Origin of the sequence: Rugamonas aquatica (genome assembly GCF_009380215.1) — a bacterium.
GTDB classification, from domain to species: Bacteria; Pseudomonadota; Gammaproteobacteria; order Burkholderiales; family Burkholderiaceae_D; genus Rugamonas; species Rugamonas aquatica_B.
Genome location: NZ_WHUG01000002.1, coordinates 696,258 through 711,312, shown reverse-complemented (window position 1 = coordinate 711,312; position 15,055 = coordinate 696,258). Strand labels below are relative to the sequence as shown.

The following is a 15,055-nucleotide window of genomic DNA, read 5'->3' as shown; positions in this document are numbered from 1 at the left end:
AGCCCAACCACTATGGCATTCGCGGAAGGGACTGACGTCGATTCGATCAAACAAAGGCTGCAAACCCCTCAGCACCTCAGCATTGCAACAGGTTGCCGTTGCGGCTACAGACCTTGCCCGACGGGAGGACTGCGGTGCCGGGGCCGATGTTGTTGATGAGGGTGCCGTTGGCGTCGTAGCAGCCGCTGGGGCCGCAGCCGTTCAGGAACTGTGGGGCATGGGGTGGATTGAGCAAGGTTTGCAGCGACGGTGACGGCGGCGTGGCCGGCATCGCCACTTGCGGCGCCTGCTTGACGATGGGCATGCGCTGTATCGTCAACGGCACCGGGCGACGCGGCATCGGCACGCGCGCAGGTGCGGTGCGGCAAGGCTCGACAGCCAGGCGCTTGCCGTCCGCGCTAAGCGTGCAGACCGGCAACCGGGCGTAATCCCGCAGCTCGGCGGAGGTGACATCCCGGCTGATGCCCGGCGCCGCCACGGGCGACTGCGTCCAGGCATCGGGACTGGCGAGCGCCCCCAGCAGGAAGGCCAGCGTCAGCGCCGGTTTCAACATGTTCATGGCATCACCTCGCGTAGTGCTACACCTTTCATTAATAGCAGGTGTAGCACCGGAGGGAAGCGAATGAAACAATTCGTAACGCTTACTTGCCTGGCGGTGGCGTTTCAGCCGGTGTGGCCGGCGCCGCGGCAGGCGGTTGGTCCGCCGGACCCCCCTGCCCCGGCTGCGCGCCTTCGGTCAGCGGCGCAGCGGCCGCCGGTGGAGGCGGCGCGTCGGCCGGCGCCATCGGGGCCGCCGCAGGCGCCATCATCATCATCGTCGGCGCCGGTGCTGTGATCGCGCTGACCGGGGCCTGAGGCGTCACCGCCAGCCAGCCCGAGGCAGGCAGCAGCGGCACCAGCAGCAAGGCCACGATGTTGATGATCTTGATCAGCGGATTGACCGCCGGCCCGGCCGTATCCTTGTACGGATCGCCCACGGTGTCGCCGGTCACGGCCGCCTTGTGCGCGTCCGAACCCTTGCCGCCGAAGTGGCCGTCTTCGATGTATTTCTTGGCGTTGTCCCAGGCGCCGCCGCCGGTGGTCATCGAGATCGCCACGAACAGGCCGGTGACGATGGTGCCCATCAGCATGCCGCCCAGCGCGGCCGCCCCCAGCAGCATGCCGACCACAATCGGCACCACCACCGGCAGCAGCGAAGGAATGATCATTTCCTTGATCGCCGACGCGGTCAGCATGTCGACCGCCTTGTCGTACTCCGGCTTGCCGGTGCCGTCCATGATGCCCTTGATGTCGCGGAACTGGCGGCGCACCTCCACCACCACGGCGCCGGCGGCGCGGCCCACGGCCTCCATCGCCATCGCGCCGAACAGGTAGGGTATCAGGCCGCCGATAATCAGACCGACGATCACCATCGGATTCGACAGGTCGAAGGTGATGCTCTTGCCGGTCGATTCCAGCGCGTGCGTGTAGTCGGCGAACAGCACCAGCGCAGCCAGGCCGGCCGAACCGATCGCATAACCCTTGGTGACGGCCTTGGTGGTGTTGCCCACCGCATCGAGCGGATCGGTAATCGCGCGCACCGATTCCGGCATGCCCGACATTTCGGCGATGCCGCCGGCGTTGTCGGTGATCGGGCCGTAGGCGTCCAGCGCCACGACGATGCCGGCCATCGACAGCATCGCGGTCGCAGCGATCGCCACGCCGTACAACTGGCCCAGCTGGTACGACACCAGGATCGCCGCGCACACCGCCAGCACCGGATAGGCGGTGGACTTCATCGACACGCCCAGGCCGGCGATGATGTTGGTGCCGTGGCCGGTGGTCGATGCTTCGGCGATATGCTTGACCGGCGCGAAATCGGTGCCGGTGTAGTACTCGGTGATATAGACCATCAGCCCGGTCAGCACGATGCCGACCACGGTGCAGCCCATCATCTTCATGCGCATGGCTTCATCCGGCCAGATCTGCCACGTCACCACGGCGAAGCCGATCAGCGACAGGCCGGCCGCCCACCACAGGCCGGTGTATAGCGCCGACATGATCTTCTTGCCCGGCTTGGCCTTGACCATCGAGCAGCCGATGATGGAAGCGATGATGGACACCGCGCCCAGCAGCAGCGGATAAATGATGGCCGAAGTCGGCGCCGAGGTAATCAGCAAGGCGCCCAGCAGCATGGTGGCGATCAGCGTCACCACATAGGTTTCGAACAGGTCGGCCGCCATGCCGGCGCAATCGCCGACGTTGTCGCCGACGTTATCGGCGATCACCGCCGGGTTGCGCGGGTCGTCCTCGGGGATGCCCGCCTCCACCTTGCCCACCAGGTCGGCGCCCACGTCCGCGCCCTTGGTGAAGATGCCCCCGCCCAGACGGGCGAAGATCGAAATCAGCGACGCGCCGAAGGCCAGGCCGATCAGCGGCTTGATCACATCGTGCGGATTAAGCGGCGGATTCGGCGCACCCGGCGCCATCGCGACCAGGAACAGATAGAACAGCACCACGCCCAGCAGGCCCAGGCCGACCACCAGCATGCCGGTGATCGCGCCGCCCTTGAACGCGACGTCGAGCGCCTCGTTCATGCCCTTGGTGGCCGCCTGCGCGGTGCGCACATTGGCGCGCACGGAGACGTTCATGCCGATGAAGCCGCAGGCGCCGGACAGCACCGCGCCGATCAGGAAGCCGACCGCGGTGTGCATATCGAGTAAGACAGCGATGAGGATGAGCAGCACCACGCCGACGATGCCGATGGTGCGATACTGGCGCGCCAGGTAGGCGGCGGCGCCCTGCTGGATGGCCAGTGCGATTTCCTGCATGCGGGCGTTACCCGCGTCCTGTCGCAAAATCCAGCTACGAGACCATAAACCATAAATCACGGCGATCACGCCGCACGCAACTGCAAACCAAAGACTAGCTGCCATAGTGTCCCCTTATTTTTATTGATCGAGCCTACAAACCCACACTTCAGAAAACCAACGCCCGCCGGGTAGGCAAGCGCAGCCAACTAAACCTGCGAACTGCAAAACTTCATAAAACGGGATGGCATCCAGCCGATTTTGGGCGCAAAAAAAGCGGACACTCGGTCCGCTCTACTTTAACGCTTATTCCGCCAGCGCGGCAAACGCGCTGTCGCGAATTTGCTCGACGGGGCCGACGCCTTCGATGCGGCGGTATTTCGGCGCACCGGCCTGGCCCGATTGTGCCCAGGTATTGTAGTAACCCAGCAGCACTTCGGTCTGGTTGTGATAAACGTCCAGGCGCTTCTTGACGGTCGCTGCCTTGTCGTCGTCGCGCTGCACCAGGTCTTCGCCGGTGACATCGTCCTTGCCTTCGACTTTAGGCGGATTGAACTTGACGTGGTACACGCGGCCCGAACCCGGGTGGCAACGGCGGCCATCCATGCGCTCGATAATCGATTCGTCCGGCACGGCGATTTCCAGCACGTAGTCGACCTTGACGCCGCTATCCTTCATCGCGTCGGCCTGGGCCACGGTGCGCGGGAAGCCGTCGAACAGGTAGCCGTTGGCGCAATCCGGCTGGGTCAGACGATCCTTGACCAGGCCGATGATGATGTCATCCGATACCAAACCACCCTCATCCATCACTTTCTTGGCGGCCAGGCCTAATTCCGAACCCGCCTTGATCGCCGCGCGCAGCATGTCGCCGGTGGAAATTTGCGGGATGTTATATTTTTCTTTGATGAAATTAGCCTGGGTGCCCTTGCCTGCACCTGGTGCTCCTAAAAGAATAAGACGCATGAAAAATTCCTAAAACAGATATGGATGTGGGTTAGTTAGTATTGGATCGTACGAAACTTACCACAAAACTTCGTCTCAACGCCAATTTGTGACGGTTTGAACCGTTCTTAGCTGGCGAAACCGGGGTACGGCCCGATATTCCGTATGAATATCGCACCGTTGTCTTCGTTATATCAGTTGTAACTGACTGCTGGCTGACGCATCCTTTGACACAAATCAATAGAACTGCCGAACGCGGGCCAGGTCTTCCGGCGTATCCACCCCGGCCGCAGGGGCCGAGTCGGTCACGTGGACCGCGATGGGATAGCCGTGCCACAGCACGCGCAGCTGTTCCAGTGCCTCGATGGCTTCCAGCGGCGACACTTCCAGTGCCGGGTAGGCTTGCAGGAAGTCATTGCGGTAGGCGTACAGTCCGATGTGACGGAGCGGCACGTAACCGGCAGGCAGCGCGTCCTTGGACTGCGCAAAGGCGTCGCGATGCCAGGGTATGGTCGCGCGCGAAAAATAGAGGGCCCGGCCGGTCTTGTCCAGCACCACCTTGACCACATTCGGATTGAAGGCGTCGGCGGCGTCGTGCAGCGGGTGGGCGCAGGTGGACATCGGCACCTCGGCGCTGATGCGCGAGGCGGCCGCCTGCAACAGTTCGGGGTCGATCAGCGGCTCGTCGCCCTGCAGATTGACAACGACGGCGTCGGCCGGCAGGTTCAGCGCGCGCGCCACTTCGGCGATGCGGTCGGTGCCGGACGGATGGTCGGCGCGGGTCATGCACACTTCCACGCCATGCTGTTCGCAGGCGGCGCGGATGTCGTCATGGTCGGTGGCGACGATGACGCGGGCGGCGCCGGCCAGCTGCGCGCGCTCGGCCACGCGCACCACCATGGGCTTGCCCCCCAGGTCGGCCAGGGGCTTGTTCGGCAGCCGGGTCGAGGCCAGGCGGGCCGGGATGATGGCGATGAAGGACACTGCTTATTCCGCCTTGTCCTGCAGCGTGCGCGCCTCGTCGGCCCACATGATGGGGATGCCGTCGCGGATAGGATAAGCCAGGCGATCGCCCTTGCAAATCATTTCCTGGGCTTTTTTATCGTACTCCAGGGGGCCTTTGCAGACCGGGCATACCAGGATATCAAGCAAACGAGCGTCCACGACATTTCTCCACAATTTGGTCGGCCAGCGCGCCATCGATGCGCGCCGTCACCGGGACGACCCATAGTCGCGGGTCGTCTCTGAGTTCTTCAATTTGCGCACATTTTACTGCATCCTTCTCGGTCATCAAGATCAGGTCCGCATCGAGCGCGGCAAACGGGCGGTCCTGGAAGTCGTGATGATCGGGCAAAGGCAGCTCGGCGATGCCCAGGCCGGCGGCCTTGAGCATGCCAAAAAAGCGCGACGGGTTGCCGATACCGGCCGCAGCCGCCAGGCGCAGGTCGGTGCCGGCCAGGCTGGCCAGCGAGCGGCGCTGCGTGCGGTCGATCAGTTGTTCGGCGTATTGGCCTTCGAGCGTCATCTGGATAGCCCGGCCGCCGACGTTGCGCACCAGCTCCTCGGTCAGCAGCGGCGCGTTGATGACGGTGAAGTCGCGCCGGCGCGAGACCGGCTCCCGCAGCGGGCCGGCCGGCAGCAGCCAGCCATTGCCGGCGCCACGGCCGTCGAACAGGATGATTTCCACGTCGCGCTGCAAGGCGTAGTGCTGCAGGCCGTCGTCGGTCAGCAGGATGTCCACATCGGGATGCGCGGCAAGCAGTGCGCGGCCGGTGGCGGCACGGTCGCGCCCCACCATCACCGGGCAGCCGGTTCTTTGCTTGATTAGCAGCGGCTCGTCGCCGACCTGCTCCGGCGTGGAGGCGGCTATCACCTCGCGCCCGTGCACACCGTCGCTGCCGTGGCCGCGCGAGATCACGCCCGGCTTCATGCCCGCCGCTTGCAGCGCCTGCACCAGCCAGATGGTCAGCGGCGTCTTGCCGGTGCCGCCGATGTAGATATTGCCCACCACGACCACCGGCACCGGCAGCCGCGAGGACTTCAGCACGCCGGCGCGGAACAGCGCCGCCCGCACGCCGCTAAGCCCACGGAACAGCAGCGACACCGGCCACAAGGCGCAGGCCAGCGGCCCGCGCCGCAGCCAGTTACGCGTCAGCGTGGTTTCCAGCGCCGACGATTTGGAGGGAGATTGATTTGGCAATTCAGAACCTTAGCCGACCGTCGTCATTCCCGCGCAGGCGGGAATCCATAGAACGTCGACTCCGGACGTTCAGCATGGATTCCCGCTTTCGCGGGAATGACAAGCGGTCATGTATTATTTTGCGCCACTGGTCTGCGCGGCGAAGGTCAGCTTGTCGTAGCCGGCGATGCGCGCCGCTTCCATCACGTTGATCACCATCTGATGCATCGCGAACTGGTCGGCGTTGACGATCACCACCGGCGACTTGCCGGCCATGCCGCCCTTGTCGGCCGCAGCCTTCATGGCCTGCGCAAAACCGGCGACATCATGGAACGACACCGGCTCGCCATTGATCGTGTAGTTGCCCTTGGCATCCACCGTCACGTTCAGCTCGAACGGCTTGTCGGCCGCCTTCTGCGCGTCGGCGGTCGGCAGCGTGATCTGCAGCTCGGTGAACTTGCTGTAAGTGGTCGTCACCATCAGGAAGATCAGGATCACCAGCAGCACGTCGATGAACGGGATCAGGTTGATGTGCGGATCTTCGCGGCTTTGTCCCTTGCGGAAATTCATGGCCCGTCCTTACTTGCGCTTGCAGTGGACCAGGTCGACAAACTTCACCGCCTGCTGCTCCATCTCGATGACGAAGCTGTTGACCAGCGCGCGGAAGTGGCGGTAGAACACCATGGTCGGCATCGCGATGGCGATACCGAAGCCGGTGTTGTACAGCGCCACCGAAATGCCGTGCGCCAGCTGGGTAGGATTGGCGCCGGTGCCGGTCTGCGAACCGAAAATCTCGATCATGCCGACCACGGTGCCGAACAGGCCCATCAAGGTAGCCAGCTCGGCGATCGTGCCCAGCGTGGTCAGGAAGCGTTCCAGCATGTGGGCCACGCCACTGCCGGCCTCTTCGATGGATTCCTTCATCACCTCGCGCGGCGAGTCGATATTGCGCAGCGCGGCCGACAGCACCACGCCCAGCGGCGAACTCTTCTCCAGCTTGTCGATCACATCGGGCGTGATATTGCCGCTGCGGTAGACCTGCACCACTTCGTCCAGCAATTTTTTAGGCAGGATCTTGCTGCGGCGCAGATACAGCAAGCGCTCGATAATCAGCGCGGTCGCGACGATCGATGCAACCAGCAACAACCAGATAGGCCAACCAGCGGCTTGTAATATGGCGAGCAAAAGGAACTCCTGTCTAGATAAACACCCGAAGGCGCAATGTATCTTGTTGGGCCGTCCACGGCAAGTGGTGGATGGCAGCCAGAGCGCTGCCGCACAGCAGTCATCGTACGACCATGTGGAGTTCTGCACATTTTCTGTGGACAATTGTGTGTGCAATGCCCACCTACCCAACTCAAGTCTTTGATTTTAAAGAAGATAATTTCAAAGCTCAAAAATGACGCAGTTTGAACAGCCGGGCCCGCTTTTTGCCCAGCAAAAGTTGTGCCCAGTTATGCCCATATTCTGTTGATAAGATTGTGAGCAAGGCATACGATGACAACCCAAGTCATTGATTTCAATAGATATTGTTTCCCTGCGTAAAAATCTGGCATATGAGCTTATCCACGCCACAAGCCTTGTCTTTCCAATAATTTCAGCCACCAAAAGTGGCCAAGTCGCGGGCCATGTGGAGTTCTGCACAAAAAATGTGGATAAGATTGTTAGCAAGGGTATCCACTGCATACAAAGTCCTTGATTTATAAGGATATTTTTTCCATGCGTAAAAAAAACGCAGGGAAAACCGGCCAAAATCGCCCTCGCCTGGCACTGGTATGGGTGTGGACTTCTGCACACTTAATGTGGATAAGATTGTTAGCAACGCCTCCCACATAGCAAAAGATCGTTGATTTATAAGGGATTTTTTGCCGTGAGTAAAAACCGTGCAGACCGGCTCATTTGACCACTTTTCCCAGCGAAAACAGGGTTTTCCACCGACACAGCCGAGTTCGCTACCGATAAGATCCGCCTATCGTGGAAAAGCAGGCAGTTCTGCACATTTTGTGTGGATAAGATTGTTAGCAAGGCCGTCCGACGTTATCAAAGTCATTGATTTATATCGTTTTTATTGCCCTGCGCAAAAATGAAGCAAGCGGTTTTTTATCCCCAGCCCCGGCGGCCGAGGGCGAGGACGACCTCGACACCCTCATTCACCGCAAAGCGCCACCTGGGGGCAAGTCCAAAGTTTTGCACATCTTCTGTGGATAAAAGTGTGCGTAATACCCTGGATCAATACTTAAGTCATTGATTTGTCACAATATACTTTCTCTGCGTAAATTTTGAGCATGATAAAATCAACAAGAAGAAAATAGCTATCGCTCACAAAAGTTTCACACATCTTTTGTGGATAACTTTGTGCGTAACTGCCGGTGGCTAAGGCAAAGTACTTGATCCATAAGGGTTTTTCCTCGTTGCACGCAAATACGGCAGAAATGTTTACCCTTTAAAATCATATACCTACCTATAATACTTACCGCTTTAGATGCTCTGTGACCGCTGTGTTACCGAAATAACAGAGTGTGGATAGTTTCCATTTTTGAAATTTATGAACTTCGACGAACCCAACGAACCAGCCCCCGTCATCACTGTCAGCGCGCTCAACCAGGCGGTGGCGCGGCTGCTGGAGCGCAGCTTCCCGCTCACGTGGATCTCCGGCGAAATCTCCAACTTCACGCGGGCCAGCTCCGGCCACTGGTATTTCACGCTGAAGGACGACGCGGCCCAGGTGCGCGCCGTGATGTTCCGTGGCCGCGCCCAATACGCCGGCTTCGTGCCGCGCGAGGGCGACCGGGTCGAAGTGCGAGCGCTGGTGACGCTGTACGGCGCGCGCGGCGACTACCAGATCAATGTGGAGGCGATACGCCGGGCCGGCGTCGGCTCGCTGTTCGAAGCCTTCCAGCGCCTGAAAGAAAAGCTCGACGCGGCCGGCCTGTTCCACCCGGAGCGCAAGCGCGCCTTGCCGCTGTTCCCGCGCACCGTGGGCATCGTCACCAGCCCGCAGGCGGCGGCGCTGCGCGACGTGCTCACAGCGCTCAAACGCCGAGCGCCGCATGTGCACATCGTGCTGTATCCGACGCCGGTGCAGGGCCAGGGCGCGGGCGAGAAGATCGCCGCCGCCATCGATACGGCCTCGCTGCGCAACGACTGCGATGTGCTGATCGTCTGCCGGGGCGGCGGCAGCATCGAAGACCTGTGGTCGTTCAACGACGAGGACGTGGCCTATGCGGTGGCCAACTGCCGCATGCCGGTGATCTCCGGCGTCGGCCACGAGACCGACTTCACCATCTGCGACTTCGCCGCCGACCTGCGCGCCGCCACGCCGACCGCCGCCGCCGAACTGGCCGTCACGCCGCGCGCGGACTGGATGGCGTCCCTGCGCGCCGACGTGATCGACCTGCGGCGCGCGATGCGGCGCAGCGTAGGCGAAGCGTCGCAGACATTGGATAACTACACGCGCCGCCTGCTCAGCCCCGGCGCGCAGATCAAGCAGCAGCGCCTCAAGCTGCTGGCGCTGTCGACCGCGATGACGCACGCGAACCGCGCCCCGCTGTCACAGGCGCGCTTTCAATTGGACCGCTTGACCGGCCGCCTCGGCGCGCGCAAGCCGGATGTGACGGCGGCGCGTTCCAGGCTGTCGGACTTCCAGCACCGCGCGGCGATGAGCGTGTCCACGCAACTGGCGCAGCGGCGCGATGCGCTGGCGGCCCTGTCCTCGCAGCTGGAGCTGCTGAATCCACAGCGCACGCTGGAACGCGGCTATGCCATCGTCACCGACGAACAGGGCGCCATCGTCCGCTCACCGGCGCAGCTGAAGCCGCGCAGCACGCTGACCGTGCGGCTGGCGGAAGGCAGCGCAACGGTGGGTATCGAATCGGTGCAGCCGGCGTTGGACTGACACGACAACAGCTTGTGCGCCGTTTGCATTCGTGATATTTTTTGCAACCGCCACAAACCCTGTTGATATGAAAAAATCGCTACGCTGTTTGCAGCTGCTCGGTATCGCGCTGCTGCCATTCGCCGCACATGCCGCCAGCGTCAATGTCGACATCAAACTGGCCGACGCTAACAACCTCGAAATCAGCTTCGCGCTGCCCGAGCATTGCACCGCCCTCGCCTTCCTCAAGGACGGGCGCGGCGGCCAGGAGATCCGCGGCGCATGGCAGAAGCAAAACAATTGCGCCACCGCCGAAGGCGATCTGCTGAAAAGCGCCGGCGCCTGCACTGCGCGCTTCCGCGTACCGGCGACAATGCAGAAGATCAGCGGCTATCCGGGCTCCTTCCCCGCCCCCGGCGGTATGTACGTCCACAGCTCCAACTACGCGCTGGCCGACAGCTGCGGGCCGGTAAGCTACCGCTTCCAGGCAGCCGATATCGTCATGAACGGCCAGCGCTACCACGACACGGCCACGCCGCCCGCAGCCACCGGCGGCGATACGCCGGCGATGCTGATGCTGACGCCGCAGACCAGCACCACACTGAACTACTTCGATCCACGCCTGTCGGCAGCGAGCATCGCGCGGATCAACGAAGTGGCCGACGGCACCGTCTCCTTCCTGAGCAAGGAGCTGCCGCTGGCAGTCTTTACGCGCCCGGTGATTGCGGCCATCGCCGCCACCGAACCTGGAGGCCCCAATGTCGGCGGCGATGCCAGCAATATCCTGCGTCTGACTTTGTTCAACTGGCCGCAAGTGATGGGGCCCGAAGAAGAAGCCAAGTTGACAGTGTTGGTCTCGCACGAATTCAGCCACCGCTTCCAGCTGCGCGATGCGGTCGACGTCTATCCCGATTCACGCCTGATCAACGAGGGCGGCGCCGAATTTCTGCGCTGGCTGACGTCGATCCAGAAGGGATGGCTTAGCCGCCAGAAAGCGGCGGCGCAGCTGGACAAGGCCCTGGCCGAGTGCACGCTTTATGCCGAAGGGAAAAGCTGGCGCGCGCTGACGCCGCGTGAGATCGGCGGCCAACGGCTCGAATATCTGTGCGGCCTGCCGACCTATGTCTACAGCCTGGCCGCGCGCCAGGGACGCGGCACCGCCATGAGCCGCTTCGACCGCTTCTACCACCAACTGCGCCAGGGGCAGGTGCCCGACTTCGCGCAGGCGCTGGAATGCGGCGACACGAAGGCATGCAAGCCGCAGGTGCTGCCGGCGCTTCTGTCTTCCGGCCCGACGATGGAACAGCAATGGGACGAGTTGTTGCCCAAGACCGGCCTGGCGACGCTGCGCCCCCCCAGCCAGGCCTTGCGGGACCGGATGGTGCTGCGGGCCGTGGTCAAGCTGATGGTCGACGACTGCGCCGGCAGCAGCGGCACCACCGAGACGCCGGAAGGCATCATCCTCGACGGCATGAAGGTCTGTAAGTCCATCCACAAGGACAGCTACGCGACCAGTATCGAAGGCCACCCGGTCTTCGGCGACGCCGCCACCGGGCCGGCGATGAAGGCCGCCTGCCTGGCGCGGCACGAGGTGACGCTTGGTCTGAAGGATGGCGGCAAACTTGTCATCCCCTGCCAGGAACCGTACGCGATGCGCGAAGCGTTCTACTCAGTCGACATCGAGAAAACGCTGGCCCAGCTGCTGCGCGAACAAGGCACGCAATGAAGAAGATCGGCGCAGGCAGGCAGCTCGCCGTTTGTGTGGCGATGTCGTGCCTGGCGCTGATTGTCATTTTCTTCCTGCATAAGCCGCCCTACGCTGCCTCGCTGCTAACGGGCCTGCCGCTGCATTACCAGGTGGGCATAGGGCTGGGATTCGGCTGCTGTTATTGGGCCGCTTCACAGATCGGCTACCGGTTCGCGGCCAATTCGGAGTCGGCAAAAAGCACCATGGAAAGCTACAGCCGGTTGAATCTCGACGGCTGGAATCCGCTCTGGATCTCGCTGGCGGCCGGTTTCGGCGAAGAGCTGCTGTTCCGCGGCGCGCTGCAACCGTTGATCGGCATCTGGATCACCTCCGTCCTTTTTGTGGTCGCCCATACCAAGGCTTATCGCTTCAATGGGCTGAACAAACGCGTGGCCATCCAGGCGGCGGGAATCTTTGTGGTCAGCGTCGTATTCGGCTTCGTCGCCGAGTACATTGGGCTGGTCGCGGCGATGCTTATCCATGCGCTGACGGACATCGTCGGCCTGTACACCATTAGAGGAATAGCATGCAAAACCCAGTCCTGAAGGACGCCATCGCCGCCGCGCACGAAGGGCGCGATGACGATGCGCTGCGCCTGTTGCTGAGCCTTGGCAGTGCGGAGACCGTCTCCAGCGAATTCATGCCGATGTTCGTCTGGCACCAGCTGGCAGCACGCCACGAGCCATCCCGCGCAGCCTTGGTCCTCGCACGCGACGGGCATATACGCAGGCTGCTGGAAGACGGCGATGACTTCCGCGTCGACGGCACGCCACGGAGAAGATCGCGCTTCGCCATGATCGTCAGTATCAACGACACGCTCAAGGACAGCCGTTCAACCTATGAGCTGTTCGTTCAACTGGAAGCGCGACTGCCGGAGCTGGCCGAACAGCGGGCATTCCTGGCCTTGCCCGCAATCGTAGACGTCGGCGATTTCATCCTGGCCGACCGTTATCTGCAAGACCCGATGCAACGGCTGGGGGAGTTGAATCAATTGGCCAGCCATCTGCCGCTGCTGCCACCACACGACGCCCCGCCGCGCCTGGCCGGTGAACTGTCGAGCTTCACGACCGAAGTGCGGTTGCGCACATCGATACTGGTGGGGCTTGGGCAAGCGGAGGCAGCGCAGTCCCTGCGTGCCGCCGCGCTGGCGGGCTTGGACTCCGACGAGATGCGCGCGCTGGCGACGCGAGAGCTGGAAGCTCCCGGCGCCATCGCCAAAGCAATCGCCGCGCACGCGGGCTAGGGTTTTTCGCCGACGCCCAACGTCCGGGCGTCCAGCGATACGGTGATGCTTGCTGCATCGGCATCGGCCGCGCTGTGCGCCAGCATCACCTTGTAGCGGCCCTTGGCGACGCGCCAGCTGCGTGAGCGGCTGTCGTACATCGCCAGCAGGCGTGGATCGACCGTCACACTGACTTCGCGGCTTTCGCCCGGCGCCAGATCCACCTTGTCCCAGCCGGCCAGGCGCTTGGGCGCTTCCCACTTCACACCCTGCGGCGCCACGTACAACTGCGGCACGTCCTTGCCCTTGACCGCGCCGGTGTTGGTCACCTTGAAGCGCATGTGCAGCTTGCCATCCTTCTGGCTCGCGGCCAGGCCGGAGTACGCGAACTGCGTGTACGACAGGCCGTGACCGAACGGGAACAAGGGCTTCAGTCCCTTCAAGTCGAACCACTTGTAGCCGACCGCCGAGCCTTCGTGATAGTCGACGGTGAAGCGCTTGCCCTCGTTCTTAGGATCGCCATCCAGCACCGGCCGTGGCAACTGCGATTCCGACGCCGGGAAGGTCGCGGGCAAACGTCCGGACGGATTGACTTGGCCGAACAGCACGCGGGCGATGGCCTCGCCGCCGCTGCTGCCCGCGTACCAGGCCTGCAGCACGGCGGCACTCTGCCCCAGCCACGGCATCAGCACCGGGCCGGAAGTCTCCAGCACCACCACCGTGCGTGGATTGGCCTTGGCGACGGCGGCGATCAAACCATCCTGATTGTCCGGCAGCGACAGCGAGACCGCATCCAGCGCCTCGCCGACCCACTGCTGCGCAAACAGCAGCACCACATCGGCATCGGCCGCCGCACGGGCCGCAGCGGCGGCATCGCGGCCGTCGTGATAGACCACGCTGGCGCCCGGCGCGCGCGCCTGGATCGCCTTCAGCGGCGACGACGCGTGATAGACCACGGGGCCAGGCCAGGTGGTAGGCGCGATACCCGTCACGGCGCTGCCGCCGACCGGATACACCACCGACGAACCGCCACCAGCCAGCACACCCACATCCGCATGCGCGCCGATGACGACGATCTTCTTCACGCCGGATTTCAGCGGCAGCACGCCGCCCGCGTTCTTCAGCAGCACCATGCCCTCCTCGGCATCGGTGCGGCTGACCAGGCCATGCGCCGCGTAGTCGATAACGCCGCCCTCGGCCACCGGATGATCGACCACGCCTTTTTCAAACATCGTGCGCAGGATGCGGAACACCATATTGTCCAGGCGCGCCTGTGGCACGTGGCCGTTGGCTACCGCCTCCTCCAGCGCGGGGCCGAAGTACTGGCTCTTGTCGAACTCCCACGCGGACTCCTGATCCAGCCCGCTGTTGGCGGCAGCCACGGTGCTGTGCACCGCGCCCCAGTCGGACATCACGTAACCCTTGTAGCCCCAGTCCCGCTTCAGCACCTCGTTGAGCAGATAGCCGCTCTCGCAGGCATAGGCGCCGTTCACGCGGTTGTAGGAGCACATGACGGAGCCGGGATCGGCCTGCTCCAGCACCAGCTGGAAGGCCAGCAAGTCGGACATGCGATTGGCGGCATCGTCGATGCGGCTGTCGAGCACAAAGCGGCCAGTCTCCTGGTTGTTGACGGCGAAGTGCTTCATCGTCGCGATCACATGATTGGCCTGGATGCCCCGCACCTGCTGCGCCACCATGGTTCCCGCCAGCAGAGGGTCTTCACCGGCATACTCGAAATTGCGGCCGTTGCGCGGTTCGCGCAGCAGGTTCACGCCACCGGCCAGCATGACGTTGAAGCCGGAAGCGCGCGCCTCCGCGCCTATCATCGCACCGCCGCTGTAGGCCAGCGCACGATCCCACGTGGCGGCCGTGGCCAGGCCGGACGGCAGCGAAGTGCGTTCACGCGGCGTCTTGCCGGGCTGGCTGGCGACGCCCAGGCCGGCGTCGGTTTCGAACAGCGCGGGCAGCCCCAGTCGCGGCACACCGGCGATATAGCCCGCAGATAAAGGCAGCGCGGCCGGGTTGCGTTTCTTGTCGCCGAAGTCGGAGCCGAACCAGCCCATGACCCAACCCAGCTTTTCCTGCTGCGTCATGGCTTGCAGCGCGAGCCGGGCACGCTGGTCGGCGCTCAGCGAAGTATCCATCCACGGACGAGCGGCCGCCTCCTGCGCGTGGGCAGGCAAGGCGGTGACGGCGACCAGCACAGTGGCGCCGGCCAGCGCCGCAGCCACCGCCAGCGCGATCGCCAGCGGACGAAGAGTCGATGCAGAATTCAAAGTGTCTCCTTATGCAGCATGCGAAC

The 15,055-nt window shown here is 63.0% G+C and carries 13 protein-coding genes; 4 read left to right on the top strand and 9 right to left on the bottom strand.

What is annotated here, in order from left to right:
• Positions 1-76: 76 nt before the first annotated feature.
• The 8 genes from GEV02_RS07450 to GEV02_RS07415 form a co-directional block, all read right to left on the bottom strand.
• Positions 77-559, bottom strand: a complete 483-nt coding sequence (locus tag GEV02_RS07450; RefSeq protein WP_235922686.1) for a hypothetical protein — start codon at positions 557-559, stop codon at positions 77-79.
• Between the two features lie 82 nt (positions 560-641).
• Positions 642-2,915 (bottom strand): sodium-translocating pyrophosphatase, encoded by a 2,274-nt coding sequence (locus GEV02_RS07445; RefSeq protein WP_152837412.1) that lies wholly within the window; start codon positions 2,913-2,915, stop codon positions 642-644.
• 180 nt (positions 2,916-3,095) lie between these two features.
• A complete protein-coding gene (gene adk / locus GEV02_RS07440; RefSeq protein WP_152837411.1) occupies positions 3,096-3,752 on the bottom strand; it encodes an adenylate kinase in 657 nt (218 codons plus the stop codon).
• A gap of 216 nt (positions 3,753-3,968) precedes the next feature.
• Positions 3,969-4,715, bottom strand: coding sequence for a 3-deoxy-manno-octulosonate cytidylyltransferase (gene kdsB / locus GEV02_RS07435; protein ID WP_328595748.1), 747 nt, complete (start codon positions 4,713-4,715; stop codon positions 3,969-3,971).
• A 3-nt stretch (positions 4,716-4,718) separates the two neighbouring features.
• Positions 4,719-4,895, bottom strand: a complete 177-nt coding sequence (locus GEV02_RS07430; protein WP_008446346.1) for a Trm112 family protein — start codon at positions 4,893-4,895, stop codon at positions 4,719-4,721.
• On the bottom strand, positions 4,876-5,931 hold the full coding sequence (lpxK, locus tag GEV02_RS07425; protein ID WP_152837410.1) for a tetraacyldisaccharide 4'-kinase: 1,056 nt from the start codon (positions 5,929-5,931) through the stop codon (positions 4,876-4,878). The genes GEV02_RS07430 and lpxK overlap by 20 nt, the downstream gene beginning before the upstream one ends.
• Before the next feature lie 114 nt (positions 5,932-6,045).
• Positions 6,046-6,480 carry an ExbD/TolR family protein gene (locus tag GEV02_RS07420; RefSeq protein WP_152837409.1) on the bottom strand — a complete coding sequence of 145 codons (435 nt, stop codon included), beginning with the start codon at positions 6,478-6,480 and terminating at the stop codon, positions 6,046-6,048.
• Between the two features lie 9 nt (positions 6,481-6,489).
• Positions 6,490-7,095, bottom strand: a complete 606-nt coding sequence (locus GEV02_RS07415; RefSeq protein WP_008446341.1) for a MotA/TolQ/ExbB proton channel family protein — start codon at positions 7,093-7,095, stop codon at positions 6,490-6,492.
• A gap of 1,360 nt (positions 7,096-8,455) precedes the next feature.
• Between GEV02_RS07415 and xseA the strand changes: the two genes are divergently transcribed.
• The 4 genes from xseA to GEV02_RS07395 all read left to right on the top strand — a co-directional run bounded on the left by xseA (position 8,456) and on the right by GEV02_RS07395 (position 12,774).
• Positions 8,456-9,805, top strand: a complete 1,350-nt coding sequence (gene xseA, locus GEV02_RS07410; protein ID WP_152837408.1) for an exodeoxyribonuclease VII large subunit — start codon at positions 8,456-8,458, stop codon at positions 9,803-9,805.
• A gap of 67 nt (positions 9,806-9,872) precedes the next feature.
• Positions 9,873-11,510: a hypothetical protein gene (locus tag GEV02_RS07405; RefSeq protein WP_152837407.1), complete on the top strand. Its 1,638-nt coding sequence runs from the start codon at positions 9,873-9,875 to the stop codon at positions 11,508-11,510.
• Positions 11,507-12,076 (top strand): CPBP family intramembrane glutamic endopeptidase, encoded by a 570-nt coding sequence (locus GEV02_RS07400; protein ID WP_152837406.1) that lies wholly within the window; start codon positions 11,507-11,509, stop codon positions 12,074-12,076. Before GEV02_RS07405 ends, GEV02_RS07400 begins: the two co-directional genes overlap by 4 nt.
• The gene (locus GEV02_RS07395) at positions 12,058-12,774 is read left to right on the top strand and encodes a hypothetical protein (protein ID WP_152837405.1); all 717 of its coding nucleotides are present in this window, start codon (positions 12,058-12,060) and stop codon (positions 12,772-12,774) included. The genes GEV02_RS07400 and GEV02_RS07395 overlap by 19 nt, the downstream gene beginning before the upstream one ends.
• Here the strand turns inward: GEV02_RS07395 and GEV02_RS07390 are convergent.
• A complete protein-coding gene (locus GEV02_RS07390; protein ID WP_152837404.1) occupies positions 12,771-15,029 on the bottom strand; it encodes a beta-glucosidase family protein in 2,259 nt (752 codons plus the stop codon). The two genes, GEV02_RS07395 and GEV02_RS07390, sit on opposite strands and share 4 nt — an antisense overlap.
• Between the last annotated feature and the right edge of the window lie 26 nt (positions 15,030-15,055).